Origin of the sequence: Vibrio panuliri, assembly GCF_009938205.1 — a bacterium.
In the GTDB taxonomy this organism is placed as follows: Bacteria; Pseudomonadota; Gammaproteobacteria; order Enterobacterales; family Vibrionaceae; genus Vibrio; species Vibrio panuliri.
Genome location: NZ_AP019654.1, coordinates 1,511,396 through 1,537,073 on the forward strand (window position 1 = coordinate 1,511,396; position 25,678 = coordinate 1,537,073).

The following is a 25,678-nucleotide window of genomic DNA, read 5'->3' on the forward strand; positions in this document are numbered from 1 at the left end:
TGGCTCGGATCATACTGGATTGGAAATAAAAAGCAAACGTTTGCGCTTTGGTGTTCATTGGCTTGCCGACAATAAAATCTGACCCAAACCACACTTTTTTGACGCAATGTTCCATCAATGTGAATTCATTGATCTAACGCCAAATTATCGCGTCAAAACAGGAGGATGATGAGATTAGCTAGTTAAAATCTCAGGAAGAGTAGTTACGTAATGCGTTCATATTTGAAATACATTATCCCAGTGGTCATTCCACTATTGATCCTTATGATGCCTCTCAGTGCCTTTCCATTTGAAGGCATTACGGTATTGCAACAAAGGGTTATCGCAATTTTCCTTTTAGCCGCTTTATGTTGGGTGTTCGAACCAATCCCAATTTATGCCACATCGGTAGTCATTATTGTTCTTGAGCTATTGATGCTTTCGGATAAAGGGTTGATTTTCTTCCGTTTGGAGCAAGGAGAGGCGCACTTTGGTCAGTTGTTAAAGTACAACGAGATCATGGCAACGTTTGCCAGCCCGATCATTATGCTGTTCTTGGGTGGTTTTTTCCTTGCGATGGCTGCCACTAAGTATCGTTTGGATGTCAACTTAGCAAGGGTATTGCTGAAACCGTTTGGCAATGACCCCAAGTACGTGATGCTTGGTTTAATGCTGATTACCGCTATCTTCTCGATGTTTATGTCAAACACGGCAACCACGGCGATGATGCTTTCGATTCTGACCCCAGTTATTGCTGTGTTTGGTCCGAAAGACCCGGGCCGAATAGCCTTTGCGCTGTGTATTCCTGTTGCGGCTAACATCGGTGGTATCGGTACGCCGATAGGCACACCACCCAATGCGATTGCACTAAAATATCTTGTGGGTGACAACTTTATCTCTTTTGGCGAGTGGATGGCATTTGGCGTGCCATTTGTGGTGGTGATGATGGCGCTCGCGTGGTTTTTGATTATCGCGCTATACCCCGCTGAGCAAAAGAGTATTGATTTGTCGATCAAAGGCAAGTTCCTGAAAACACCTAAATCTATCGTGGTTTACCTGACTTTTGGTTTGACGATTCTATTGTGGTTGATGGGCTCTGCGCACGGCATGAACTCGTATACAGTGGCTTTGATTCCGGTCGCCGTCTTCTCTTTAACTGGCATCATCAACAAGGAAGATCTTAAGAAGATTTCATGGGATGTGTTGTGGTTGGTGTCAGGTGGTATCGCGCTTGGACTGGCATTGGATAAAACCGGTCTGGCGAGTTTGGTCGTGCATAGTATTCCGTTTGACGAGTACTCACCTTACATCGTGTTGTTCGGTGCGGCGTTCCTCTGTTTGTTGATGGCGAACTTTATGTCGCATACCGCGACTGCAAACTTATTGATGCCAATTATGGCGGCACTGGGTTCATCAATGGTTTCTTTGGCGCCACTGGGTGGCGAGGTGACGCTAATCCTAGTCGTGACATTTGCAGCATCACTGGGCATGTCATTACCGATTAGTACACCGCCAAATGCTTTGGCCCATGCGACCGGTAACGTGCAAAGTAACCAAATGGCAAAGGTTGGGGTGATTCTTGGTGTGGTCGGGGTAATACTCAGTTTTGTGTTGGTGTGGGTTCTTCATTCAGTAGGGCATATAGGCTAGATGTTTCAACCAGATGTAACCAGTTTAATCAATCGTTATTTCAGTCATCCTGAGCGCACCATATCGGTCGCAGCGGATGAAACGCTGATCGACCAAAACGGTCGCAATGAACGGCTTTACTATGTGCTTGAAGGGGAACTCGAAGGGTTCGCTTCTGCGGGAGAGAACACCACTAGAGTGTTTCACGCTTGCCAAGGGGCGTTTATCGGCGTTCATAGCTTTTTCTCTGGTACATGGATTGCGTCATCGACGGTCATCGCGAAGACCAACGCAAAACTGGCGTGGATAGATCGCCATATTCCGCCTGTTGAACAAGAGACTTTTGGTCCGCTTACCGCACAATTTACGCCAGTGATTGTCAATGAGCTTTCACGTCGTCAATGGCGGGCGACACAAGAAGCGTTGGCAAAAGAAAAAGTATTGAAAAAGCTTTACCTTGCTGAGCAGATGACAACCTTGGGGCAGTTAGCCGCAGGGCTCGCCCATGAGCTAAACAACTCAATTGGTGTAGTCAGCAGTAAGTCAGAACGACTTGAACATATTGTCGTCACCTTGTTAGAAGCGTTACACCCAGAGGCGAGCGAGTTTTTTGATCACGGTTTACTTAATGGGCAAAAGAGCTCCTCAAGTGACGTACGCATTCGGGCGAAAACATTTGAGAAGCGCTATGGGTTAGATTCGTCGACAGCAAAAGATTTGGCCCGAGCAGTGGCGGGCGACAGCGTGGCTGAGCAATGGCTACGTAACCCTCAAGATGCTGTTAAATACTGGAAAATGGGGCGTGACCTTCATGACCTTCGCTCTGCCGCAAAACATACCGTAGGCATTGTGCGTTCGGTTAAGCAGTTGGGTAGGGTAGATGTTGATGCAATCGAAGACATTAATATCAATGAGAGTATCAACCGAGCGGTTGCGTTATTGCAAAGTGATTTGCGTACGGTCGAAGTCAGACTTAGCCCAGGTGAGATTCCTCCGTTTAGAGGATCACAAACTGAATTGGTTCAGGTGTGGGTTAACATTATTAAAAACGCCTGTGACGCAATGAACCAAACCGCAGCGCCAGTGATTGAGATTAAAACACGAGTGAATCGCAATCGTTTATTAGTGACGATTACGAACAATGGACCAGAAATAGAACCAAATACACGCAGGCGGTTATTTGATCCTAATTTCACCACTAAGAAAGGCGGTTTATCTTTTGGACTGGGATTAGGCTTATCAATTGTTCGCCGGATTATTTCCAGCTATGGCGGAAGCATTGCAGTAAAAAGTGACAGTCAGAAAACTATTTTCAGAATTAAATTACCTATCGAGGACTAACATGGACAAGCTAAATGTAATTTGCGTCGACGATCAGCGAGAGGTGTTAAGCGCGGTATTGCACGATCTTGAACCTTTGGCTGAGTGGTTAAACATCGAAGACTGCGAGTCGGCAGACGAAGTGTTATCTCTTATGGATGAGATTGACGCTGAGGGCGAGCATATCGCGGTGCTGATATCTGACCACGTAATGCCGGGTAAAACTGGAGTTGAGTTGTTAACGGAGGTAAGCGGTGATCGTCGCTACTTACATACTAAAAAAGTGCTGCTGACTGGGCAGGCGACTCATACCGATACCATTCAGGCGATTAATACCGCAGGGATAAACCAATATTTTGAAAAACCTTGGCAGGCTAACTCACTGGTGGAGTCGATAACACGCTTGGTTACTGAGTACATTTTTGATGCCGGTTTAGACTATAGCCAATACCATCAACATTTGGATCAGCAGACGGTTTTAGATCGATTACGCTAGCGTGTTTGGTTGATGATGAATAATTAGCTTTTGACTAATTTACCCCATTAATAAAAGGGTTATTGCGAGGTTTTATATAATTGGTGTTATAAGCGATGTATTTAAGAAAAAATCCAGCTTGAAAATAAGTTTGTAGACTAAACATGAACGAAATTAAAGCAAACGACACTTTGGATAAGGAAATGTTACATTAAGCGTAATATAATAAATTCTGGCTTTTTAATGGATACGTAGTTTTTTATCACGATGCAGTACGACCCAAACAACTCGATAAAAATTCCGATTGATACCTTAACCTTGGGCATGTTTGTCACGGCTATTGAACATAGTAAACGTGTTAACTTGTCTCATGCGGGTAGAGTATCGAGCGAGAAAGCCATTTTGCAGTTGAAGCAAAATGGGGTTAAGTATGCCTGGGTTGACCAATCATTATCAGTACAAGGTTGTGTGTTTAAGCCTGTTGATGATTCAGAGCAATCATCCACGGATGAGAACCAACCTGATGTTTCGGTCAAGCCAAAAACACAGAGCCGATTTGTACAGCAAAAGAAAGCATCGAAGATTATCCGCGAAGCTAAAGGTTTGGCGCAAAAACTGATTAACCAAACCTTTGAAGGTAAGGTGATTCATGTTGGCGAAATCGAGGAGTGGGCAGACGATGTCATTGATTCGGTTTTGGTCGATTCCGATGCGCTGCAATGTGTGTCCGCTTTACGTAACAAGGATAAATACCTACTAGAGCATTCGGTTAATGTTGCGTGTTTGCTGGTGACCTTTGGCAAGCACTTGCGTTTACCGAAAGAGACCCTAAAGCAGATGGCCATTGGTGGCATCATTCATGATGTGGGCAAAATCAAAGTCGACGACAAGGTTTTGCACAAGCCGGCTAAGCTCACGCCAGAAGAGTTTGAGCATATGAAATTGCATCAGGTGTTTGCTAAACAAATCATTACCAATGTTAAAGGCCTAAGTGACGTATCTCGTGATGTTTGTTTAATGCACCATGAAAAACTCGATGGTTCTGGTTACCCTGCCAGTCTAACCGCCGAGCAACTGCCGATTCATGGGCGAATGAGTAGTATCGTTGACATATATGATGCACTCACGGCTGACCGTTGCTATAAGCGGGGAATGAGTTCTGCAGAAGCATTTAAGATATTGCTCAGCTTGGCTGGCAGCCATCTCGACAAAGATCTGGTTTATAAGTTTATTAACTGTATCGGTGTCTATCCGGTCGGTTCGATTGTTGAGCTTAATGATGGTCGAGTGGGGATTGTTTGGAGCTCGAACCCTGATGAACCACTTAAACCCGAGGTAAAATGTTTCTATTCACGTAAGTATAAGCGTTATATTGAAGTGACTTACGTTGATATTAAACACAGCGCAGCCAAGATAGACAAGGCGATCGCTCCACACAATCTAGAAGTGGATCCTACTCCGTTCTTTGATTTGTAATCGGTTTTGAGTAGCAAAAAGGCGCCAATCGGCGCCTTTTTTAAGGCAAACTTCTGGCTAAACAGCGAGGTAAGCCAGTGGAATATCAGGGTTTAGCACTTCTAGTGTAGCTTGAGTATCCGCTAAGTGACTGATGCTACCGTCACTCATCTCAACTAAGGCTGCCGATTCGATAGTCTCAAACGTTTTTCCTGCAAGAAGGATCTGACAGAGCGCGACTTGCAGTGGCGGAAGACTTGGGTTGAATGCAGCGTTTTCAGCGTAGCCGCCTTGATAGATACTGCCGTCTTTTAGCTTGATTGCAACGCCACTTAAGTTCTTCGTGTAAGGCGCGTGGCTGCGGTTGAGCGCTTGCAACGCAACTGCCACTAACGCGTCTTCATCTTGGGTTGTTTTACCGTGGTCAACGTGTGACATTAACCCAGACTCAACCCCAAGATCCGCCGGACCAAATGACTCAGGCAGATACTGTTGTAACGTCATCGCATCGCGCTCTGGAAGTTGTACAACTAGTTTATCGGCAGTGGTGAGTTCATTCATAAACTGACGACAGTGACCGCAAGGGCTGAAGTTAATGGTAATGTCCGATAGACCTCGTTCACCTTTCATCCATGCGTGGCTAATTGCTGATTGCTCTGCGTGCACAGTTTGGCCTAGTTGCGCGCCCGCTAATTCAAGGTTTGCACCAAAGTAAAGACGACCAGTTAAGCCGCGCACGATCGCGCCAACATAGAAATTTGAAATAGGCGCATATGAATAAGCCGCCGCTAATGGAAGGAGTGCAACGCGAAGTTGTGCATCTTCCATATTTGATAGCGCAAGAAGTTGGCTATACTGCTCAGCGCTTAGTGTCGCATCAAAGCCTTCTGCCATTAAGATTGGTGATAAATAGTTGGCAACATCTGATGGTAGGTTTTGTAGTGCTTGCTCGATACGGCTTCTCATAAGAAATCCTTTAATAATTCGTATTCGATAGTAAAAGAGTGAACTCTCGATATCTTTGAATTTACATTCTATGTAGGTCTTAGGATTAAACTGTGATGAAGATCATTATATAAAATGTAATATATTACATTATTACATAGTTAGAGTGAGGTCACACAAGTTGTATGACCCCAAAGCGTTTGACGGGTTAAATTTTAAGCTAGGCGCTCAACCAGAGCGCAAAAGAGAAGAATAGTGGGGCAACAATAGAGGTGATCACGCCACATAGAACCAGTGCAAGTGAACTAAAGGCGGCATCTTCGCCGTTTTTCTCTGCGCATGTCGCCGTGCCAAGCGCATGTGATACCGTACCCATAGTCAGCCCTCTGGCAACAGGGTGAGTCACATTCAACATATTGTAGATTGGGTAAGCGAGAATGGCGCCAAACAAGCCAACGAGCAACACCAGAATGGCAGCGATAGCAGGTTCACCCCCTAAGTTGCGTGAGACTTCCATTGCAATGGGGGTCGTGACTGATTTACCCAATAAACTGGCAATTAAGGATGTATCGGTCTTTAACGCAACAGCAATAAGAGTGCTGGTAAGCATTGACATAATACTGCCGACACCACAAGCAAGGGTGACGATACGCCAGTTAGCTCGGATTTGCGGTAACTGTTCATAAAGAGGGTAAGCCAGAGCCACAACCGCAGGTTGCAGAGCAAAGCTGAGCCATTCATTTTCGGCGTAATAGCTTTCAAATGGCACCTTAAAGTAGGTCAATACAGGGATCAGAATCGCGATACAAATCAAAAGCGGGTTCATGATAGGCGTGTTGCATTTTCGACTTAGCCAACGTGCGAAGAAGAAAGTAATAATAGTTATCAGCATCCACATTATTTATTTCCCCGCTTTAACAGGCGATCGAGCATTACCCCGAGTACGACTAATACAAGGAACGTTCCCCCAACTGCGGCTGCCAGTATTGGTAACGCATTGGTGATTAAGGTGTCGAAGTGATCCATAAGACCAACACTGATTGGAACGAATAATAAGATCATATAGCGGATAAACAGGTTGGCGCTGGGCTTAACCCAGTCACCAGAAACCAATCCACTTGCCATCAGACCGAATAGAATCAGCATTCCGATAATGCTGCCCGGGATAGAAGTGCCTAAAAGTGTTTGAATGTTTACGCCAGCTGCCAAACAGAGCAAGATTAGCCCCATGGAGACAGCGTATTTTAGTAAGTTTTGAGCCATATTGGTGCGCCGTTAGCAGAAAATCACCGAGAAAATTGGAAAATTAAGAGACAAGCTTCTCGACGTATTGATACACAGATTTTAATAGTGCAATTTTCTTTGCATCACTCTCATGTTCGTGAACTAAGTTTTCAAGATTTAGCATGTAGTCGTCTATGCGACTTTGGAAGTAGTCGCGCGAGTGATTTACCCAGCGTTGCTGTTCTTGCTCATTGAGTGTCCAAGGATAATTGCGCGCTCGGTAGCGAAATAGCAAAGGCTCAATTCTCGAGTCAGAAAAGCTGATATCGAGAGCGGCGAGTTGCTCAGGCTCTGTTTGACGGATAATGTCCATTCCCGCACGATCCGCTGGGGAGAAAAAGCGACTGTATAGCTGACAGTCTACATCCTGTTCTGTCTCAAACTCGCGATCGACACTGAACACCCCAATCAGTTTTTCGCGAATTTCTGGATGCTGACGTAACAACTGAAGATTCTGTAAGCATTGCTCGCGATCGATACCGATTTTAGCGGCATTTTCCGCGGTCAATGTTTTGGCTGGCGCAAGAATAGGGCATTTATTGATGTGCACCAGTTTAACTGGTACAGGCAACTCATCTTCTGCTAAATCAGAGTGCTTGGTATAGAGACGCTCGCGCAGTGCTTCTGCGTCCAGATTAAGAATGGCTTGTGGATCTTTAGCAAGATCAACCACGATAACGGCATTTTGGTTAGTCGGATGCCATGCAACTGGCACTATCCAGCTCGTATAATGGCAGTCACGTCCTAACATACCTGATACGTGCATCAGCGGAGTCATATTGACAATATCAATTAACTCGTTGAGTTTGCGTTTGTGGCGCATACTCAGGAAATAATCAAACAGTTTAGGTTGCGCTGCTTTAACTTTCTTCGCCATTTCAATGGTCGCAATGACGTCAGCCATAGCATCGTGTGCATTGGCGTGCTCAATACCGTTCGCTACCGATAAGTGTTCCAGTTTAAAACTGATATAGCCTTCGTCATTTTCCGGCCATTCAATGCCCTCAGGACGCAGTGCATAGCATGCGCGCATGACATCGAGTAAGTCCCAGCGAGAGTTTCCGTTTTGCCAACTCCATGCGTATGGGTCGATAAAGTTGCGATAACAGGTATAGCGAGTGACTTCGTCATCAAAGCGAATGCTGTTGTAGCCTAAGCTGATTGTGTTTGGTGTCGCCAGTTCCTGATGGATCTTATTGATAAACTCAGGCTCGATCAGACCTTTGCTCGCCGCCAATTGAGGGGTAATGCCAGTAATGAGTGCCGCTTCAGGTGAGGGAAGGTAATCAGATGGTGGCTGACAATAAATAACAAGAGGTTCGCCGATAATATTAAAATCCATATCGGTGCGTACACCAGCGAACTGGCTTGGGCGGTCTTTCGCTGGGCTTGTCCCCCACGTTTCATAGTCAAAAAAGAAAAACGTAGGTTGCTGCTCTTGTTGCATTGATTCATCCAAATACATGAAAACTATTTAGCTATTAGACCACTGCACTGCATGGTTAGCAATGTCTGGGGTGTTGATAGCCGAAATTATCGACCAGTTGTGCGCCGGTGAGTTTGCCATCTAGCTTGTTAGGTCAAAATTGAGGTTGGGTTTGTAGGAAAACCAGTTTGTGAGAATTAAAAACAAGAGACGAGGCTGAATTGCTCAGGCATTACTGCTTGTGATGCCGAGAGTAAAGTAGAGATGGTATGATTGTCAGAATGATATTCGAATCTGACAATCATACCCGGTGTGGCAAAAGCAGCTAAGTCGTAATGACGATTTTCCTTTTCGTGTCGCATTGAGTCAAAATGCTGCTTTTTCGATTATTAATCGAGGTTTTCACCGTTAGTTTCTATCAATCGTTGGTACCAATAGAAGCTGTCTTTCTTGTAACGCTTTAGCTCTTTCTCACTTTCTTCATCTCGGTCAACATAAATAAAACCATAGCGTTTGGCATAACCATTTAGCCAACTGAACAGATCCTGAAAAGACCAAGTGCAGTAGCCGATTACTTCACAGCCATCTTCAATTGCATCATTAATTGCTTCAATGTGTGCTTTTAGGAAAGCGATGCGATAGCCATCGTGTACTCGACCGTCTTCCGTTAGCGTGTCGTACGCACCTAAACCGTTTTCACTGATAAGGATCGGTAAGTTATAGCGAGACGTGATGCGGCGAAGTGCAACACGCAGCCCCTCAGGGTCGATCGCCCAGTTCCAATCCGTCATTTTTAGGTGTTCGTTGTCAGCGCGAACATAGTAATCATCGGTAGGGATGCGAGCGATATCTGACACCACAGACACTTGGGCTGCATTGCCGGTTTGTGCCGTATTCTGGCGGTTTTCTGGCGCGACATAGGTAGCGGATTGATAATAGTTCAGCCCCATGAAGTCGCAAATTCCTGCTTTGAGTAGCGCTTTATCGCCTTCTTGGAAGTCGATGTGGATGCCAAGACGCGCTAGCAGTTTCAAGCCAATCTTTGGATAAGTGCCTTTCGCGTAGACATCCATCCACAGCAGATCTTGTATCTCTTGTGCGTTTTCAGCGGCAATCACATCTTCTGGAGCCGCTGTTTTCGAATAGGCTGGGCTGTACGCAAAACTCGCACCAATTTGGCCTTTAATACCCATCTCTTTGAATCGTTTCACTGCACTGGCATTTGCAAGGCTAGCGATGTGGTTGGCATTAATAAAGCGTTGGTAATCGGAGACTTTTGGTGGGTGGAGCTTTTGAACATATCCTAGGCTTGTGAAAATGTTTTGCTCATTCATACAAACCCAGTACGGCACCTTGTCGCCATACTCCCTAAACAAGACTTCGCAATATTGGGTAAAGTCAGTCAGAATTTTACGACTTTCCCAGCCTTGATACTCGTCTTGCAGTGCTTGAGGAAGGTCCCAGTGGTAGATAGTTAGGATCGGAGTAATGCCACATTCGACCAGTTTGTTGATAACGTTATGATAGAACTCGACGCCTTTGGGGTTGACCGTGCGACCATCTGGCATGATACGCGTCCAGGCGACAGAGAATCGATAAGCCTTCAGCCCCATCTCTCGCATAAGCTCGATGTCTTCTGCATATCTGTGGTAGAAGTCAATCGCTACTTCACCTGTTGTATTTTTAAACGTATTACCTGGAACTCGTGAGTACATATCCCAAATCGAATCACCTTTGCCGTCTAGGTTTGCTGCGCCTTCAATTTGATAGGCCGCGGATGCGCTGCCCCATAAGAAGTTCTCTTGAAATGCCATAATTGCCTCGATTAACCCTTTCCCATCTACTCGTTTTCTTTCTTCGATACTATTAAAACCATATGGTTTTAGTAGTTGTCATGCTAATAAATGAGATGTAGATCGGGTTAATTGGCCGTTTTGTAGGTCGTCTAATCTTTAAACTCTATTGCTTTCATGGTTTGCCTTGTGAGTTGAGTGATTAAGCAGTAGTCTCACAATAAATGAGACTGCGTAGGGTTAAGGAAACAGACGAAAATGGTGAAATATCAGGGTATTTACAACGAAATGAAAGCCCGAATTTTAGCTGGTGAATACTCACCATATGGTAAGCTTCCGGACGGTAAATCCTTGGCGAAGGAATTTCATTGCAGTGAAATCACGATCAAGAAAGCCCTAGATTACTTGGTTAAAGAAGGTTTAGTTGTCCGCAAGCGTGGGGCAGGTTCATTTGTAAAGCTGTCTTCAAACCTAGTATCTGATTCACACCTACTAGGCACCAAGAGAAGAGCCGAAGAGAGAGGTCAGACGGTCAATACGCGCGTCGTTAAGTTTGTCAAAGTGAAGGCCGATAAGGCGATCGCTGATAAATTAAAATGCCAAGTTGGTGATTCCGTCTATGACATTACACGTGTTCGTGTGCTTGATGGAGTGCCAACCATTATCGAATACATCTACTTATCCGCAACTATCATTCCTAATTTAGCGATCGAGGATGTAAAAGCTTCCATTTATGGTTATATCACTGGCAAGCTCGGTCTTACCATACACAGCGCTAATCTTAAAATCACTATGGCTAATGCGACGACAGTGGAGGCTGAGTATCTCGCTCTGCCGGTTGGGGAAAACATAGTGAGTGTTGCACAGAATGCTTACTTGGATAACGGTCAGATTTTTGAATACTCCGTCGCTAAGCACACTTGTGATACGTTCGAGTTTTCGACCACGTATGTTAAGAGCGAAACGCAGTTGTGACATCAAGCTACAGATAGACAAGCGTATATGGGCGGTTGAATGTTGAACTGCTCTTATCTGGGCAACTTTGCTCAGATAGCGTTGAATGTGAGGAGAGTACAGTGAGCGAAATAGCAGGGCGCTAAAACACAAAAAGCGACCCAAGAGGTCGCTTTTGACTATCACACGCCATCAAAGTGATGGCCAATGATAAAAATTAAAGAGCTACAACGTTAGCAGCTTGTGGGCCTTTTTGACCTTGTTCGATTTCGAAGCTTACTTTTTGGCCTTCAGTAAGAGTTTTGAAGCCTTCAGAAACGATTGAACGGAAGTGTACGAATACGTCAGCGCCGCCGTTGTCTTGAGAAATGAAACCAAAACCTTTAGTTTCGTTGAACCATTTTACTGAACCAGTCATTTTGTTAGACATAGATACCTCTATACAATTTTTAATTAAACGTTAAAGCTAATGGGAAAACTATTGTATCAATTTCTAGAGAAGTATTCGCAGGAGCTAAACGAAAGGTATCGAAAGATGACTGACAGAAACTTTAATCTAAAACTTTTTTACATAGCTCGTATCCGATGAGCCGCGAACACTATACACTCACTGACAAGAATAACAAACGTTATTTTCTGTTTTTGTACAGTTTGAGGGGCATAACAGCATAATCGTGACTTAAATTGTGCTAAGAATCCAATTTTTAAGGGATTTGTGTTAGTTCATGAGGCTCTGAACTGCGGCAAAAATCGCCGCTGAGAATAGAGCAGTTATCGGTACTTGTTGAGTAGCTTGCGCATCTCGACGCTATCAAGGCGCTGGATAGAACGAGTATGTGAGGAAAACGAGTCGTAGAGCATGCTTTTCGCCACCAGAGCGGCTGGAATCGGGATATAGCGAGCCAGTGAGCCAACCATCAACGGGCGGATGATCTTAAATAACCACTGCACAATCGCCTCATCGGTACGAGGATTGTCGCGTAACCCCACTAACGGACCAGGACGAACAAAGGTGACGCTGTCAAAGCCCAGTTGCTCAAGTGCTTGCTCCATTTTGCCTTTGCAACGTAAGTAATGTGAAGGTGAGCGAGGATTTGCCCCTAAACTTGATACCACTGACAGATGTTTTACGCCAAGCAACTTCATGGTTTTCGCCACCTGGCAGACAAGGTGGTAATCAATGTCCTCCAGACCTTGCATGGAGCCTGCTTGTTTACGTGTGGTGCCTAAGCATATATAGCCTTTGCTCGGCGAGACTTTGCTTTCGTCCCATTCGAGCACACGTAATTGATGGTCAAGAATCGTTTCTAACTTTGGATGCGTAAAAGCAAGGGGCTTGCGAGAGAGTGCATAGATATGGTCAATGGCGCGCTCTTCCAAAAGCAGCTTAGTCAGTTCGGTGCCCACTAACCCTGTTGCACCGGCTACGATAACAATTTGTTGCTCCATCGCTCATTCACCTTTATTACCTTTTTGCTCGCTCTTCTCATCTACTTGGATGTCATCAAGTGCTTTCGATCTCCACAGTAATGATGGTAAGCGCCATGTTCAATAACCACAAGTTCTCTATTGCTACTGCGGCGAGATCAACAAAATAGCATGAAATTACGTTTGAAAGTGCGAAGTGCGAACTGTTACTAGAAAAGTAACGCAAACAAAGGTTACACTCATGGCAAACCATTGCTTTGAAAGAATTTATATCAACACAAGGATGTCTATGAATATTGATATGAGTACAGTTGAAGGTACTCAGGTCTACCATTTGATGACACAAACCATCGTTCCCAGACCGATTGCATGGGTGTTAACGGAGTCAGGCTCCGAGAACTTTAACCTAGCGCCTTTCTCATATTTTACTGCTGTCTCAAGCACGCCACCATTGCTGATGTTTTCCGTCGGAAACAAACCCGATGGACAAGTAAAGGATACCGTTCGCAACTTAACGCGCCATGGAGAAATGGTGATTCATATTGCCAGCGCAGACTTGGCGGACCAAGTTACCCAGACGGCTGCTACCTTGCCGCACGGAGAATCAGAAGTCACGATCGCGAAGCTTGAACTGACCGATATGGTGAATTTTCCACTTCCGCGAGTGAGTCGGTGCCCGATAGCTTTCGCTTGTAGCCTCTATGACATAAAAACCGTCGGCGATGCACCACAGCAACTTGTGTTTGCCAAAATAGAGCATGCCTTTATTGACGACTCAATTATTGAGGACCATCAAGAGAGAGTGCAAATCGATACAATGCAGCTCAATCCGCTTTGCCGCCTAGGCGGTGCAAATTACGCCGTTTTAGACAAAACATTTTCCGTAGCACGACCAAAGTAAGCAGTATCATGTTAGAAAAAAATCATTCAGAGGCGATCTGGCATCGCATAAATCGCAAAACTAAACCGTTAGGCTCGCTTGGTAAGTTAGAGCATATTGGACATAAGTTGGCTTTGATTCAAAGCCAAGGAAAAAGTGATCCTGTCACCAATATAGAAATTAAAAAGCCAACGGTATTGGTGTTTGCCGGAGACCATGGCATTGCCGCCGATGGCGTAAGTGTTGCACCTCAAGAGGTGACGCAGCAAATGGTCTATAACTTTCTTGCCGGAGGCGCAGCGATTAACTGTTTCTGCCGCGCTAACCAAGTTGAGATCAAAGTGATTGATGCTGGGATACTGAAGCCAATTGAAAGCGATTCGAAACAGTTGATTGTGCAGAGACTTGGTGAATCAACAGAAAACTTTGCCCACAAACCCGCGATGACTCATGAGCAGGTCGAGACGGGACTAGAGTATGGCGAGAAAATCGTAAAAGCGACCATCGATGGTGGCAGTAATCTATTGATGTTTGGTGAGATGGGGATTGGCAATACCAGCAGTGCGGCTGCAATTTTGGCGGCATTGTCACGTCGTAGCGTCGAGAAGTGTGTCGGCTTGGGTACGGGTATCAACGAGCAGCAATTGCGTAAGAAGCGTCAGTTGGTTCAACTGGGTGTGAATCGTTGCCGTGGGCAAAACGCGCAAGAAATTCTTCGCCAAGTCGGTGGCTTTGAGATTGTTCAAATGGTCGGGGCGTTTCTAGCCTCAGCTAAATACAACACACCAGTGATAGTCGATGGTTTTATTGCCACGTCTGCGGCCTATATTGCTACGAAGATTGATCCGAGTTGCCGTGAGTACATGATTTTTGCTCACCAGTCACATGAGTCTGGGCATAAATTTATGTTGCAAGAGCTTGCGGCTACGCCATTGTTTGACCTTTCATTAAGGCTTGGTGAGGGAACGGGCGCGGTCTTAGCGGTCGCTCTGATTCGCTCATCTGTTGAGTTTTATAATAATATGGCGAGTTTTGAGGATGCTGGAGTAGATATGTAATGCGTAAAAGTGCGCAATATCAACTTGAATTGTTTTGGCTGGCGTTAGGTTTTTTCTCACGCCTGCCTATCCCTAAAAACACGCCTTACGACGAAAAGCGCATGAACCAAGCAGGGCGCTTTTTCGGTTTAGTTGGGGTGTTGTTAGGGGTTATCTGTGCTGTCGCGTTCCATTTGTTGGCAGCGATGTTTCCGTTGACGGTCGCGGTTTTTCTGACGATGGTTTTGAGTTTACTTCTGACTGGAGCGTTCCATGAAGATGGCTTAACGGACATGGCTGATGGCATTGGCGGTGGAATGACGTTGGAGCGTCGTTTGACCATTATGAAAGACAGCCGGATAGGTACATACGGTGCGGCAACCCTAATCATGGCATTGCTGGGTAAGTTCGTCTTGCTTACGGAGTTAGCGCCGCTGAGCAACATGTTTGCGGTGATTGTCGTCTGTTATGGTTTGAGCCGAGTCGTGGCCGCTTCACTCATTTATGATATGCCTTATGTGAGTGACCCCGATGCCAGCAAAAGTAAGCCGCTCGCGAATCGACAGTCCAGTTCGGATTTGGCTATATTGATTGCCACGGGGGTGTTGGTCAGCTTATTACTTCCGGTAGAAATTGCGGTGAGTTTGGTGGCTGCGGCTGTGGTGTTTCGTTATGGATTCAAACGTTGGTTGTTGGCTCGAATTGGTGGTTTTACCGGAGATTGCTTAGGCGCCGCGCAGCAACTTTCTGAATTGATGAGTTATTTGATTATTTTAGCTTGGGTGCAACATTGATTATGACTGTGCATCTTATTTTAGGTGGCGCGCGCTCAGGAAAATCGAGCTTTGCTGAGTCACAGGTTTTAGCGAGTGACAAATCGGTGCGCCACTATGTTGCGACTGCCACGGCAACCGACGACGAAATGCGGCAGCGAATTGCTCATCATCAAGCGCGTCGTGATGAACATTGGCAACTGCATGAAGAACCACTTGAGTTGGTCTCCCTTTTGCGAACATTTTCCGTCGATGAGATTGTTTTAGTCGATTGTTTAACCCTCTGGATGAGCAATGTCATTTTCGCTGGCGGTCAAACTGCGTCAGAGGAAGAGATTAGTCGCCGAGTTGCTGACTTAGTCTCAGGGTTAGAGCAGTGCGCAGCGGATGTGATTTTAGTCTCGAACGAAGTTGGCTTAGGCGTGGTACCAATGGGCGAGGTAACTCGTCTGTTTGTTGATCACGCAGGTTGGATGAACCAAGCAATTGCAAAAGTGGCGAAACAGGTGACATTTGTTGCTGCTGGGCTTCCAATGAAGCTAAAAGGGTGATGGTGTGCGTAGCGTGAACTTCTATTTACTTCGCCATGGAAAAGTGAGCGGAGAGCCAGCATTGTATGGGCACACTGATGTGTTGGTCGATGAGCAGACGCAACAGTCGATCTGCCAAGCTTTAATCGATGCTGAGTTTACTTTTGATGCGATTGTCGCTTCGCCATTAAGACGATGTGCTGATTTGGCATCACTGTTGGAAAAAGCCAATCCACAATGGCAGGTCAGTTATAACCAGCAGTTAAAAGAGATTAGCTTTGGACTCTTTGATGGCATTCCGTTTACGGAGTTGAAAGAGCAATGGTCAGTGCTTGATGCATTCTGGCAACAACCCGCCGAGCACCCATTACCCCAAGCCGAGACGTTAGAAGATTTCTATACCCGAGTATCGCAGCAGTGGAGCAAACTGGTCGCATGCGCCCAAAGTGATACTTTGATTATTTGTCATGGCGGAACGATTCGCATGATTCTTGCGTATGTATTAGGATTGGATTGGGCGAACGCGCGGTTGTTCTCAGTTATGCAGATTGGCAACCAGTCGCTTACCCACATCAAAGTTACCATTTCAGATTCAATTTACCCGCAAGTCTGTTCTATTGGTACGCCGTTAATTACGGCTTAGTCATTGCGGTTAAGGAACAAGTATGACAGCGCCAAGTTGGGATCTATCCATTGCTTATCAATCACTGAACGATGAGAAGATCAGCCAAGATATTGAATTAATTCACCAATGTATTGTGGTTTTACAACAGCACGTTGAGCGTCGCGACCACGTCAGTGTGATGCAAAATGCGATTCAAACGAAAGAAGCCGCCGGCAAGTTGCTGGCGACGATTAATACCTTCGCACTCTGCCATGCTTCGCGAGATGCAACTAACAGCGAGGCGAAGGCACTAAGTGGTCAACTTGCTAAGTTGGGTTCTGATCTTTCACAAGCCTACGTCCCTTACCAAGATATGCTCGCCAATGCGCCGATTGATTTTGTTCAAGAGGTGCTTGAGCACGACAGCGGTGATGTCTTCGGCCAAGCGTTTCAGATTGCGTGTAGCCGACGGATCGCAGATACCAAGCTAAGCGTGGCAGAAGAGCAGTTGTTAGCCGCCATGGAAGTGGATGGACGCGATGGGTGGGGGCGGCTCTACGATAACTTGACCGGTTCTTTGCAGATTAAGCTCAACGATGAAGAAACCGTTGGTTTTTCCCAAGCCGCGAGTTTGCTCTATGGGACTGAATTTGAAAAACAGGAGCAAGCGTGGCGTGGCATCCAACAAGCTATGGCACTGCATCAAGAGAGCTTTGCAGCGATTCTAAATGCTTTGTCTGGCTGGCGTCATACCGAGTATCAAAAGCGATCTTACCAACGTGAGGTTCACTTCTTGGAGCCAAGTTTGCACCAAAGCCGTATTAAAGCAGGTACATTGGATGCAATGATCGCCACGACTAAGGACAATCGTCATATCGCGCAGAAGGCGGGATTGCTAATGGCGAAAGTCCATGGTTTGTCTGAGATGAAGCCGTGGAACCATCTCGCGGGCATGCCAAGTTTAAGTGGTGATGTTGAGCAAAGTTACAGCTTCGATCAGGCAATTGAGGTGATTAAGGCTGCCTTTGCCGAGGTTGACCAAGAAATGGCAGATTTCGTGACCTTGATGGTGGACAATGGTTGGATAGATGCGCAGCCGACGTCGAATCGTCGCCTTGGCGCATATTGCACCAAGTTCGCAGCCACGCGCACTCCTTTAGTCTTTATGACATGGGGAGGCAGTCGTTCAGACCTGCTGACACTCGCTCATGAGCTTGGGCATGCTTTCCATAACTGGGTGATGCGAGACATGCCTTTATGTCAAACGCGTTACCCGATGACGCTTGCTGAAACCGCCTCGATTTTTGCCGAGAACATTGTGCGTGACTACCTCTTGTCGCAAGCCAAGAGCCCTCAACAGCAACTAGAAATGTTGTGGGAAGAGTTATCTTCTGCATACGCGTTGATGATAAATATTCCGGTACGTTTTGAGTTTGAGAAAGCGTTTTATCAACGCAGATTAGACGGTGAATTGACCCCAGAGCAACTGTGCGAACTGATGAGCGAGACGTGGCAGGCGTGGTACGGAGAGTCAATGCTCGAACCAGACCCATACTTTTGGGCGAGTAAGTTGCATTTTTCTATCTCTGAAATCAGCTTTTACAATTATCCTTACCTGTTCGGCTACTTGTTTAGTAAAGGGGTTTACGCACAGCGCAGTAACAAAGGTGATAACTTCTATAGTGATTATGTTGCCTTGCTAAGAGATACGGGCGCTATGATGGCGGAAGAGGTGGTAGAGAAGCATCTCGGTATGGACTTAACTCAATCCGATTTTTGGCAGCAAAGTATTGATATGGTTAATGAGAAAGTTGCTCAATTTGAGGCATTGCTCTCGCAACAAGTGGGCGCTAGCTAATCATTTAGTGCTAGATCATAAAACAGTTCTCGTAACTTGTGCTAATATCCCTGTTCCGAGAATTTGTCGGTGGTAATTGTACAGTATGCGCTTTCTTTCCTACTAATACCAATAGGTTACGTAGTGTGACAAGCTTTGGTTTTTCGATGAAGCACGTATTTAGTATTCGTAAGTGCGATCACAACAACAAAATTTGTCTGAACATTTCATTAACATATCGCTGTGCAATAAAGGAGTAACGCATGACGAAAAAATTATTTCGCCAATCTTTTCTTTTGGACAGCTTAGACCTCAGCCAAGATATGCGTGAGGGAGAAGTCACCGTCGCCGCTGGAACCCGCCTGAAGCTTCATCAGCGTGGGGTATTGGAGGTGATTCCTGCCCAATTAGATGACGAAAGCAAACATATTGTAATTTCATGTGGCATCCATGGTGACGAAACAGCACCGATGGAGTTAGTTGATAAGTTTCTTCAAGATATTGAAACGGGATTCCAACCAGTTAATGAACGCTTATTGATCATTGTTGCACACCCTGAAGCGACGAATGCGCATCAACGTTTTCTTGAGTCAAACTTGAATCGTTTGTTTGATGCCAAAGTTCATGAGCCAAGCAAAGAGCGTGATATTGCCGACATGCTAAAACAGCGTGTGAGTGATTTCTTTGCGACGACAAAAGAGTCTCAACGTTGGCACTTCGATCTGCATAGTGCGATTCGTGATTCGCGTTTCTACACTTTTGCTGTCAGTCCTAAAACTCGTCATCCGGTACGCTCGAAAGCATTAATGGATTTTGTACATAGTGCTCACATGGAAGCGATTTTGTTCTCTAACGCGCCGTCGAGCACGTTTAGCTGGTATACCGGAGAAACATATGGTGCTCAAGCGTTGACGATTGAGTTAGGCAGTGTTGCCAAGTTTGGTGACAACAATCTCGACAAACTTGTCGCATTTGATTTGGCCGTTCGTGACTTAATTTCGCGTAATGCTCCAGAGCATTTGCCGCGTAAACCGCTTATGTACCGAGTGAGCCGCACTATCGTTCGTATTCATGAAGATTTTGACTTCTTGTTTGACGACAGTATTGCGAACTTCACATCGTTTAAGCATGGTGAAGTCTTTGGTCACGATGGTGACAAGCCACTAATGGCGAAAAACGAAGGTGAGGCGATCGTGTTTCCCAATCGTAATGTCGAAATCGGTCAGCGTGCGGCATTAATGATTTGCCCTGTGCAAGTTCGTTACGAAGACGACCAAATCGTATACGATTAGTTTTTGTCTCGGCGAGTTTTACTTTCTATTCAAATGGCTTAACGGTATCGTTAAGCCATTATTTTTTTATCCATACTTAGATGCTTCGACACTCGTCACTGGTGAAGACGCATTTAAGTTTGAACGAACAAAGCATTTTATGGATTTTACCCAACTGACTTCTCGTAGACATCTTCGCTGGCAACGAACCATCATTTGGATGGTTGTCGTGATGCTGGTGGTGAGCGGGGTGTATTTGATGGTTGGTGAACTGTTTATTAATCCATTTGGTCAACTCTCATCTCTTGAAAATCAACTGATCACTCAGCTTAGGTTACCGCGTTTACTGGCAGCCCTCGCTATTGGTGCGTCGCTCGCCGTCTCCGGAGCGGTACTGCAAGTACTGCTCGGCAATGTACTCGCCGAGCCAGGCGTGCTTGGCATCTCGGGTGGAGCGAGCGTCATGATGGTTATCCTGTTGTTCTTCTTTCCTTTACTTGCAACGCCGATCGGCTTTATGTGTGCCGCGGTTGCAGGGGCTATGCTGTTTACGCTGACTATTGTTTCAATGACCAAAGCGCTGCGCCTAACCACCACGAGATTACTGCTGATTGGAGTCGCGCTTGGTATTCTCGCCAGTTCAGTGGTGACGTGGGCATTCTATTTTAGTGATGATATGAGCTTGCGTATTTTAATGTACTGGCTGATGGGGAGTATTGGTGGTGCCAGTTGGTATCAACATATCCTGACGTTGATCACTTTGCCGGTATTGCTTTGGCTCTGTTTTCAAGGCTCAACGCTCGATAAACTCATGATGGGCGAAATGCATGCTAAGCAACTAGGCTTAGACGTTGATGCTGTGCGCTGGAAATTGATTCTTGCGGTGTCGGTGTTAGTCGGAGGTGCGGTTGCACTGGGAGGGGTGATCAGTTTTATTGGTTTGGTGGTTCCTCATTTACTGCGCTTAGCCTTAGGGAGTGAAAACCGCTATCTCATTCCTATTTCCGCATTAGCAGGCGCAACGTTGTTGGTGTTTGCCGATATTGTGGCGAGAACCGCGCTAGATGCTGCAGAACTGCCACTCGGCGTGGTGACGACGACGATCGGTGCGCCTATTTTCGTTTGGATGTTGGTTAAAAATCATGATGCACGTTAAGTCTCTCAGTGTTGGAGAGCGGCTATTACCACTATCGTTTAGTGCGAGCCAAGGTGAAATTATTCATGTCATCGGGCCAAATGGCAGTGGCAAGAGTACTTTGCTCAGCGCCGTAGCGGGCTTGCAAGAACACCAAGGTGAAGTGAGTATCGCCGATCTGATGGTCGAGCGCGCTTCGGTCGCTCAACTGGCGGAATACCGAGCGTTCTTATCTCAATCAGACCGACCTGCCTTCAATCTCGAAGTTGCTCATTATCTTTCACTCTCTATTCCCGCAGGCGCTAAATCACTGATTCAAGAGGTTGAGCTTGTGGTTGCTGAACTTGCACAGATATTGCGTATTGAAGACAAGCTTCACCGTAGCGTGCATCAACTTTCAGGAGGAGAGTGGCAGCGCGTACGATTATGTGCGATCTGCTTGCAAATTTGGCCAACATTAAACCCTTATGCCAAGTTACTGATTTTAGATGAACCCGCAGCCCCCCTTGATATAGGGCAAGAAGCCTTGCTGTATCAACTTATTGATAGAGTGGCCTCGATGGGGGTGACGGTGCTGATGTCCAATCATGATTTAAATCGAACTCTCAATCATGCCGACCGCGCCATCTTATTGAACCAAGGAGTGGTAGAAGCATTTGGCCCCACCACGCAAGTGATGACCTCCGAGCGTCTTTCTAAAGTATTTCATACCCAAGTGACTTGCGCTGAACTGAACGGTAAACAGGTTTTATTGTTTGAGTAATAGGGGGCGGCAGGGTAATTGCAAAAACGCTGTTAAACGAAACTGAGTTGATACTCGATACAGTCAAGCATCGTACCTTGTACTTGCGTGAAGTTGGTTAACTGGCTTTTGGCAGTAAAGCCTTGGCTCGTTAAGACGCTCTGCGAAGCGAGGTTTTGTACAGAAGCAATAGCGATTAACTGCGTTATAGGGTGTTGCTGAGCAATATTGAGCATTTGAGACACCGCAGACTTGGCGACGCCTCTACCAATGTATTTCTCTCCCACGCGATAGCCCAAAAATGCTTTACCATCATGAATATTATGCAGGTTAACTCGACCGACAATGGTCTGGTGCTGATTAACAATCAGATAGGGTAACGCTTTACCTAGGGTTTGATCGAGCAGCAACTCAGCGATATGAGTTTGAACACCAGTGAGGTGATAAAAATCGGTCGCTCGTGGTGCGATATGAGATTCGAACCAATCGCGGTTGCTCAATTCAAACTCTAGCAATGGCTTAGCATGTTGAATATGCAGTGGTAACAGTTGCACGCCTAAGTCCTTATGGCAAAAAAAAGACCGCTTAACAAGCGGTCTTATCGTGTGATTATTTCGTCAGTGGGGCAAGGTCGGCAGGTCGGTAGTAGACGGATTTTAGCACTTTGCCTTGGCGAATCGTTTTGGCTTCAGAAACAAAATCTTCAGCACATTTGGCGATGATGTAATCACCTTTTTGTACCGCCATCAGTTTGATGCCTTGCTCTGCATAGAATGCTTCAGTGTCGGCATATTCTTTTTCACTGCGGCACACTTTACTCATATTGCTAGAGTGAACCTCATCCCAACATGGAAGGAAATCAATACCGCGGTTGATTGCGACATTCAGCAGTAGATCAATTAGGTAGCTAATGGCGATGTTATCTTCAACTTTGTCGTGGCCAAGGTGAACCAAGCGGCCCATCAAAACGTAAACGCTGTCGACAATCGCATCCGCTTGCTCCATTTTGCTGTCTGCTTCTGCAAGTTCAGTTAACTCTTCGATAGCCAGTGAAGTGTGTAACGTATCCGCTTTGTCATCTAGGCTTTCAGGAGCCGCAACAGGAAGATCAAAAGTACTACGGAACTCGTTAATATCACGGTAAAGGTGATCGAAAATTTCTTGAGTTAATTTGGATAGGTGCATGCGATTTTTCCGCTTAATTTAAATATCGCGCCATACTAGCAAAGCGACGCTATTCCCGCTATGTGTTGCCATGAAATAGTTGATTGTTCGAGTAAGAAATCACACATCCTTTTTTCAACCGTTTAGATCTTACTCGCTAAACAAGTAAGGAAACAGTTGAGCACGCTCCGCAGGCGTTAAAGCACCAACACGAGCGATGTTGGTCTCCGGAATTAACTCGGGGTTTGGGTAATGCTTAAGTACGCGCTCAAGGCTTGCTTCTCGAATCAAATGAAAAATTGGGTAAGGGGCGCGATTAGTCAGGTTGGAAGCGTCTTCAGGCTCACTGTCTGCAAAGCAGTAATCTGGGTGAAAGGTTGCGACCTGGAAAATTCCATCCCATCCCTGTTGGTGGATGATGCCCTCAACCCAATCAATAAATAGGTTGTAATCCCAAAAATCATCGAGCATGTGCGGAGCGACCACAAGTGTCGTTTCCAGTTCTTCCACTGGGGTATGCTCTAAATGGAGCAGTTGATTAAAAATATCTTCAAGTAGCGCCTCATCGTTTTGAGCGGCACTGACGATAATTTCGATTTGATTGTTGCGTTGTGGTTTGGCAGCAAAAGGGCACAAATTAAGTCCGATTACCACATCATTTAACCATTGGTTGACTTGGCTCTTTACTTCCGATGAGGGTGTCGTGTTTGGGCATTTCATACAGCATCCTGAAACTATTCATAGCACTCAAGCCTACTGCAGCGGCAGGAGCGCCGCCATAAGTGACTTGAAATGGTGTTTATTTTTTGTAGTCAATAATAACAGAATTTGTTTTATGAAGTTTGCTTTTTGCTTCCAAGCGGAAACACAACCAGTAGATAGCAACGTAGAGAACACTGCCGCCTAGAATCACTGCTTGCCAACCCGCGTGTTGCCAACAGTAAATCAGGAAAAAGCCGCCGATACTTCCTCCAATATAGTAATGCACAAGGTAGAGGGCAGTCGCCGTTGCTTTTGCTCGCTTGGCTTTTTGACTGACCCAAGCGTACGCTAAGGTATGAGTGAAGAAAGCGCCAAAGCTTATCAGCAGCAGGCCAAGAGTCATCCAGATTAAATGGTCGAAATACGCAATCAGCATGCCGGCAAAGCTGATGGTTGTCCCCAGCAACATGCCAGAGATGGGATCTTTTTTATCTGTCCAAGCAGACGTGAGTGTCGAACTTAGAGTACCGGCAAGGTAGCAGAGAAATATCAGCGAGGCTAAACCGATAGGAAGTTGATGTGGCGGGGCGACCAAGCGAAAACCCATTACCGAGTATAGGTTAACAAAAAGAGCAAAGTTTAAACCGCCAATCAGCATTGCAAGCCAAATAGTGCGATTTTTAAGATGAGAGACCAGTGCTCTGTTGTGGTATTTGAGCATCCCTTTTTGTGGTTTGAAATGCTGTTGTTGCGGCAATAGCCAGACCACTAATAAGGCACCTATGGTAGTAAAGCATACCATTACCAATACCGCAGAGTCCCAGCCGAAGGCATCGGTTAGGGTACCACCAACAATTCGTCCACTGATCCCGCCAAGTGAGTTTGCGGCGATATATGTACCAATCGCGTGACTAAAAGCTTTGGTACTTAGCTCTTCAACCATATAGGCAACAGCGACCGAGGCAAAGGCCGCTAAAGCCACCCCCATCAGCGCACGCAATAGCACCAAAGCGATCAATGAATGCGTAACGAGCATTAAAGCCCCAATTGCAGGCATGGCGAGTAAACCCAATAGCATCACTCGGCGACGCCCAATGTTTTCCGATGCTACCGCCCAAGGGAGCAGTGAAACGGAGAGAGCAAGCGTCGAAGCAGCAAAGATCCAGTTTACTTGAGTTTCGCTTACGGCAAAGTAGCTTGCCATAAAGGGTAGCATTGGCTGGAAAAGGTACAGGTTACTAAACACGAGAAAAGAGCCAAGCGCGAGGCTTAGAGTGACGCGTTTGTACTGAGGGCTACCGAGTTCAATCATTCTTGTTACATCTCAAAGTTTCAACTGTGATCAAATTATCAGCAGCTATCGAATAAATAAAATATATTAAAAATATCACCTCAATATATTTTATTTATCATGGACTCCAAGCATCTAAAACATTTTGTCACGGTCGCCGATTTTGGCCATTTCACCCAAGCTGCGGCAGCCTTGCATATCGCCCAACCAGCGTTGAGTATCTCAATTAAGAAGTTTGAACAGCAATTGGGTATGACATTGTTCCGTCGTAGCGAACGCAAAGTTGAGTTAACAGACGAAGGTAAGGTGCTGTACAAACACGCGAAACGGGTTTTGCAGCAAATTGATGACGCCAAGTTAGCGATGGATGAACTTAAAGGGCTAGAAAAGGGAGAAGTACGCTTAGGTGCGCCGAGTATGATGGGGTCTTACTTTTTCCCCCAAGTGTTGATGGCGTTTAAGAGTCGTTACCCGAACCTTAAGCTTACTTTGGTCGAGGCGGGGATCAGTACCATTCGGAAAATGCTGTTAAATGGTGAATTAGATATTGGGGTAATTAATCAAAACGCGGATTTACCTGATGATCTTGAGACCGATCATCTGCTGCGTTCAGAAATGGTGGCCGTGGTAGGAAAAGAGCATCCGTTTGCCGAGAAAGACTCGGTCAGTTTTGCGGAGTTCTTTGCGCAAGACTTGGTGATGTTTAAAGATGGCTATTTTCACCGTGACTATTTAGAAGAGCAGGCAAGGCAACATCAACTGGAACTCGATTGTTCTTTTGAGACCAACTTATTGCCACTTATCTTGAGCATTGTTCGTCGTGAGTTTGCGATAACCGCGTTACTTGAGTTGGTCACACAGCATGAAGCGGACATCGTCGGCATTCCATTTGAGCATCCGGTAAAAATGGAATTAGCTTTAGCGTGGCGTAAGGGAGGGTATCTTTCGATCGCAGAACGAACGTTTATTGAGTTTGTAAAAGATTTTCGCCAGTAACGAAAAAAGAGCCGCAAGCGGCTCTTTT

Annotated in this window: 26 protein-coding genes; 15 read left to right on the forward strand and 11 right to left on the reverse strand. The window is 45.8% G+C overall.

All coding sequences use genetic code 11. From position 1 onward, the window contains the following. Positions 1-210: 210 nt before the first annotated feature. From GZK95_RS06895 to GZK95_RS06910, 4 genes are all read left to right on the forward strand, one after another. A complete protein-coding gene (locus GZK95_RS06895; protein ID WP_075709498.1) occupies positions 211-1,629 on the forward strand; it encodes an SLC13 family permease in 1,419 nt (472 codons plus the stop codon). Then, positions 1,630-2,949: an ATP-binding protein gene (locus GZK95_RS06900; RefSeq protein ID WP_075714218.1), complete on the forward strand. Its 1,320-nt coding sequence runs from the start codon at positions 1,630-1,632 to the stop codon at positions 2,947-2,949. A 1-nt stretch (position 2,950) separates the two neighbouring features. Further along, entirely contained in the window at positions 2,951-3,424 is a 474-nt protein-coding gene (locus GZK95_RS06905) for a response regulator (protein WP_075709500.1), read from the forward strand. A 246-nt stretch (positions 3,425-3,670) separates the two neighbouring features. Further along, on the forward strand, positions 3,671-4,879 hold the full coding sequence (locus GZK95_RS06910; protein ID WP_075713462.1) for an HD-GYP domain-containing protein: 1,209 nt from the start codon (positions 3,671-3,673) through the stop codon (positions 4,877-4,879). Positions 4,880-4,936: 57 nt separating this feature from the next. On the opposite strand, the gene cdd is transcribed toward GZK95_RS06910, so the two are convergent. From cdd to GZK95_RS06935, 5 genes are all read right to left on the reverse strand, one after another. Then, a complete protein-coding gene (gene cdd, locus GZK95_RS06915) occupies positions 4,937-5,824 on the reverse strand; it encodes a cytidine deaminase (RefSeq protein WP_075709502.1) in 888 nt (295 codons plus the stop codon). Between the two features lie 199 nt (positions 5,825-6,023). After that, the gene (locus GZK95_RS06920) at positions 6,024-6,701 is read right to left on the reverse strand and encodes a CidB/LrgB family autolysis modulator (protein WP_075709503.1); all 678 of its coding nucleotides are present in this window, start codon (positions 6,699-6,701) and stop codon (positions 6,024-6,026) included. Further along, positions 6,701-7,066: a CidA/LrgA family protein gene (locus GZK95_RS06925; RefSeq protein WP_075709504.1), complete on the reverse strand. Its 366-nt coding sequence runs from the start codon at positions 7,064-7,066 to the stop codon at positions 6,701-6,703. Before GZK95_RS06925 ends, GZK95_RS06920 begins: the two co-directional genes overlap by 1 nt. A gap of 43 nt (positions 7,067-7,109) precedes the next feature. Further along, positions 7,110-8,534 carry an exodeoxyribonuclease I gene (sbcB, locus tag GZK95_RS06930; protein WP_075713460.1) on the reverse strand — a complete coding sequence of 475 codons (1,425 nt, stop codon included), beginning with the start codon at positions 8,532-8,534 and terminating at the stop codon, positions 7,110-7,112. Positions 8,535-8,902: 368 nt separating this feature from the next. Next, positions 8,903-10,327 (reverse strand): glycoside hydrolase family 1 protein, encoded by a 1,425-nt coding sequence (locus GZK95_RS06935; protein WP_075713458.1) that lies wholly within the window; start codon positions 10,325-10,327, stop codon positions 8,903-8,905. Positions 10,328-10,564: 237 nt separating this feature from the next. Here GZK95_RS06935 and GZK95_RS06940 point away from each other — a divergent pair, with 237 nt between their 5' ends. Further along, positions 10,565-11,281 carry a GntR family transcriptional regulator gene (locus tag GZK95_RS06940; RefSeq protein WP_075713456.1) on the forward strand — a complete coding sequence of 239 codons (717 nt, stop codon included), beginning with the start codon at positions 10,565-10,567 and terminating at the stop codon, positions 11,279-11,281. A gap of 196 nt (positions 11,282-11,477) precedes the next feature. On the opposite strand, the gene cspE is transcribed toward GZK95_RS06940, so the two are convergent. Both cspE and GZK95_RS06950 read right to left on the reverse strand, forming a co-directional pair. Next, positions 11,478-11,690 (reverse strand): transcription antiterminator/RNA stability regulator CspE, encoded by a 213-nt coding sequence (cspE, locus tag GZK95_RS06945; RefSeq protein WP_075709508.1) that lies wholly within the window; start codon positions 11,688-11,690, stop codon positions 11,478-11,480. A 341-nt stretch (positions 11,691-12,031) separates the two neighbouring features. Then, positions 12,032-12,709: an NAD(P)H-binding protein gene (locus tag GZK95_RS06950; protein WP_075715398.1), complete on the reverse strand. Its 678-nt coding sequence runs from the start codon at positions 12,707-12,709 to the stop codon at positions 12,032-12,034. Positions 12,710-12,977: 268 nt separating this feature from the next. On the opposite strand from GZK95_RS06950, the gene GZK95_RS06955 reads away from it, so the two are divergent. The 9 genes from GZK95_RS06955 (at position 12,978) to btuD (ending at position 21,518) form a co-directional block, all read left to right on the forward strand. Next, positions 12,978-13,589, forward strand: coding sequence for a flavin reductase family protein (locus GZK95_RS06955; RefSeq protein ID WP_075715397.1), 612 nt, complete (start codon positions 12,978-12,980; stop codon positions 13,587-13,589). A gap of 8 nt (positions 13,590-13,597) precedes the next feature. Continuing rightward, complete coding sequence (gene cobT / locus GZK95_RS06960) at positions 13,598-14,626, forward strand: nicotinate-nucleotide--dimethylbenzimidazole phosphoribosyltransferase (protein WP_075715396.1); 1,029 nt, start codon at positions 13,598-13,600, stop codon at positions 14,624-14,626. Next, positions 14,626-15,399, forward strand: coding sequence for an adenosylcobinamide-GDP ribazoletransferase (locus GZK95_RS06965; RefSeq protein ID WP_075715395.1), 774 nt, complete (start codon positions 14,626-14,628; stop codon positions 15,397-15,399). Before cobT ends, GZK95_RS06965 begins: the two co-directional genes overlap by 1 nt. Before the next feature lie 2 nt (positions 15,400-15,401). After that, positions 15,402-15,929 (forward strand): bifunctional adenosylcobinamide kinase/adenosylcobinamide-phosphate guanylyltransferase, encoded by a 528-nt coding sequence (gene cobU, locus GZK95_RS06970; RefSeq protein WP_075715394.1) that lies wholly within the window; start codon positions 15,402-15,404, stop codon positions 15,927-15,929. Positions 15,930-15,942: 13 nt separating this feature from the next. Next, on the forward strand, positions 15,943-16,551 hold the full coding sequence (locus tag GZK95_RS06975; RefSeq protein ID WP_404817680.1) for a histidine phosphatase family protein: 609 nt from the start codon (positions 15,943-15,945) through the stop codon (positions 16,549-16,551). A gap of 22 nt (positions 16,552-16,573) precedes the next feature. Further along, positions 16,574-18,370, forward strand: a complete 1,797-nt coding sequence (locus tag GZK95_RS06980) for a M3 family oligoendopeptidase (protein ID WP_075715392.1) — start codon at positions 16,574-16,576, stop codon at positions 18,368-18,370. 242 nt (positions 18,371-18,612) lie between these two features. Further along, the gene (locus GZK95_RS06985; protein WP_075715391.1) at positions 18,613-19,641 is read left to right on the forward strand and encodes a succinylglutamate desuccinylase; all 1,029 of its coding nucleotides are present in this window, start codon (positions 18,613-18,615) and stop codon (positions 19,639-19,641) included. Positions 19,642-19,780: 139 nt separating this feature from the next. Next, positions 19,781-20,776, forward strand: coding sequence for a vitamin B12 ABC transporter permease BtuC (gene btuC / locus GZK95_RS06990; RefSeq protein WP_075715390.1), 996 nt, complete (start codon positions 19,781-19,783; stop codon positions 20,774-20,776). Continuing rightward, positions 20,763-21,518 (forward strand): vitamin B12 ABC transporter ATP-binding protein BtuD, encoded by a 756-nt coding sequence (btuD, locus tag GZK95_RS06995; RefSeq protein ID WP_075715389.1) that lies wholly within the window; start codon positions 20,763-20,765, stop codon positions 21,516-21,518. The genes btuC and btuD overlap by 14 nt, the downstream gene beginning before the upstream one ends. 32 nt (positions 21,519-21,550) lie before the next feature. On the opposite strand, the gene GZK95_RS07000 is transcribed toward btuD, so the two are convergent. From GZK95_RS07000 to GZK95_RS07015, 4 genes are all read right to left on the reverse strand, one after another. Further along, entirely contained in the window at positions 21,551-22,051 is a 501-nt protein-coding gene (locus GZK95_RS07000; protein WP_075715388.1) for a GNAT family N-acetyltransferase, read from the reverse strand. 55 nt (positions 22,052-22,106) lie between these two features. Beyond that, on the reverse strand, positions 22,107-22,682 hold the full coding sequence (locus tag GZK95_RS07005) for a nucleoside triphosphate pyrophosphohydrolase family protein (RefSeq protein WP_075709647.1): 576 nt from the start codon (positions 22,680-22,682) through the stop codon (positions 22,107-22,109). Between the two features lie 129 nt (positions 22,683-22,811). Then, positions 22,812-23,381 carry a DUF1415 domain-containing protein gene (locus GZK95_RS07010; protein WP_075715387.1) on the reverse strand — a complete coding sequence of 190 codons (570 nt, stop codon included), beginning with the start codon at positions 23,379-23,381 and terminating at the stop codon, positions 22,812-22,814. A gap of 79 nt (positions 23,382-23,460) precedes the next feature. Beyond that, complete coding sequence (locus GZK95_RS07015; RefSeq protein ID WP_075715386.1) at positions 23,461-24,675, reverse strand: MFS transporter; 1,215 nt, start codon at positions 24,673-24,675, stop codon at positions 23,461-23,463. Between the two features lie 99 nt (positions 24,676-24,774). Here GZK95_RS07015 and GZK95_RS07020 point away from each other — a divergent pair, with 99 nt between their 5' ends. Continuing rightward, a complete protein-coding gene (locus tag GZK95_RS07020; RefSeq protein WP_075709644.1) occupies positions 24,775-25,650 on the forward strand; it encodes a LysR family transcriptional regulator in 876 nt (291 codons plus the stop codon). Positions 25,651-25,678: the final 28 nt, after the last annotated feature.

Coding starts and splice junctions, on each gene's coding strand:
- GZK95_RS06895 (WP_075709498.1), top strand. CDS start 211: ATGCGTTCATATTTGAAATACATTATCCCAGTGGTCATTCCACTATTG.
- GZK95_RS06900 (WP_075714218.1), top strand. CDS start 1,630: ATGTTTCAACCAGATGTAACCAGTTTAATCAATCGTTATTTCAGTCAT.
- GZK95_RS06905 (WP_075709500.1), top strand. CDS start 2,951: ATGGACAAGCTAAATGTAATTTGCGTCGACGATCAGCGAGAGGTGTTA.
- GZK95_RS06910 (WP_075713462.1), top strand. CDS start 3,671: ATGCAGTACGACCCAAACAACTCGATAAAAATTCCGATTGATACCTTA.
- cdd (WP_075709502.1), bottom strand. CDS start 5,824: ATGAGAAGCCGTATCGAGCAAGCACTACAAAACCTACCATCAGATGTT.
- GZK95_RS06920 (WP_075709503.1), bottom strand. CDS start 6,701: ATGTGGATGCTGATAACTATTATTACTTTCTTCTTCGCACGTTGGCTA.
- GZK95_RS06925 (WP_075709504.1), bottom strand. CDS start 7,066: ATGGCTCAAAACTTACTAAAATACGCTGTCTCCATGGGGCTAATCTTG.
- sbcB (WP_075713460.1), bottom strand. CDS start 8,534: ATGCAACAAGAGCAGCAACCTACGTTTTTCTTTTTTGACTATGAAACG.
- GZK95_RS06935 (WP_075713458.1), bottom strand. CDS start 10,327: ATGGCATTTCAAGAGAACTTCTTATGGGGCAGCGCATCCGCGGCCTAT.
- GZK95_RS06940 (WP_075713456.1), top strand. CDS start 10,565: ATGGTGAAATATCAGGGTATTTACAACGAAATGAAAGCCCGAATTTTA.
- cspE (WP_075709508.1), bottom strand. CDS start 11,690: ATGTCTAACAAAATGACTGGTTCAGTAAAATGGTTCAACGAAACTAAA.
- GZK95_RS06950 (WP_075715398.1), bottom strand. CDS start 12,709: ATGGAGCAACAAATTGTTATCGTAGCCGGTGCAACAGGGTTAGTGGGC.
- GZK95_RS06955 (WP_075715397.1), top strand. CDS start 12,978: ATGAATATTGATATGAGTACAGTTGAAGGTACTCAGGTCTACCATTTG.
- cobT (WP_075715396.1), top strand. CDS start 13,598: ATGTTAGAAAAAAATCATTCAGAGGCGATCTGGCATCGCATAAATCGC.
- GZK95_RS06965 (WP_075715395.1), top strand. CDS start 14,626: ATGCGTAAAAGTGCGCAATATCAACTTGAATTGTTTTGGCTGGCGTTA.
- cobU (WP_075715394.1), top strand. CDS start 15,402: ATGACTGTGCATCTTATTTTAGGTGGCGCGCGCTCAGGAAAATCGAGC.
- GZK95_RS06980 (WP_075715392.1), top strand. CDS start 16,574: ATGACAGCGCCAAGTTGGGATCTATCCATTGCTTATCAATCACTGAAC.
- GZK95_RS06985 (WP_075715391.1), top strand. CDS start 18,613: ATGACGAAAAAATTATTTCGCCAATCTTTTCTTTTGGACAGCTTAGAC.
- btuC (WP_075715390.1), top strand. CDS start 19,781: ATGGATTTTACCCAACTGACTTCTCGTAGACATCTTCGCTGGCAACGA.
- btuD (WP_075715389.1), top strand. CDS start 20,763: ATGATGCACGTTAAGTCTCTCAGTGTTGGAGAGCGGCTATTACCACTA.
- GZK95_RS07005 (WP_075709647.1), bottom strand. CDS start 22,682: ATGCACCTATCCAAATTAACTCAAGAAATTTTCGATCACCTTTACCGT.
- GZK95_RS07010 (WP_075715387.1), bottom strand. CDS start 23,381: ATGAAATGCCCAAACACGACACCCTCATCGGAAGTAAAGAGCCAAGTC.
- GZK95_RS07015 (WP_075715386.1), bottom strand. CDS start 24,675: ATGATTGAACTCGGTAGCCCTCAGTACAAACGCGTCACTCTAAGCCTC.
- GZK95_RS07020 (WP_075709644.1), top strand. CDS start 24,775: ATGGACTCCAAGCATCTAAAACATTTTGTCACGGTCGCCGATTTTGGC.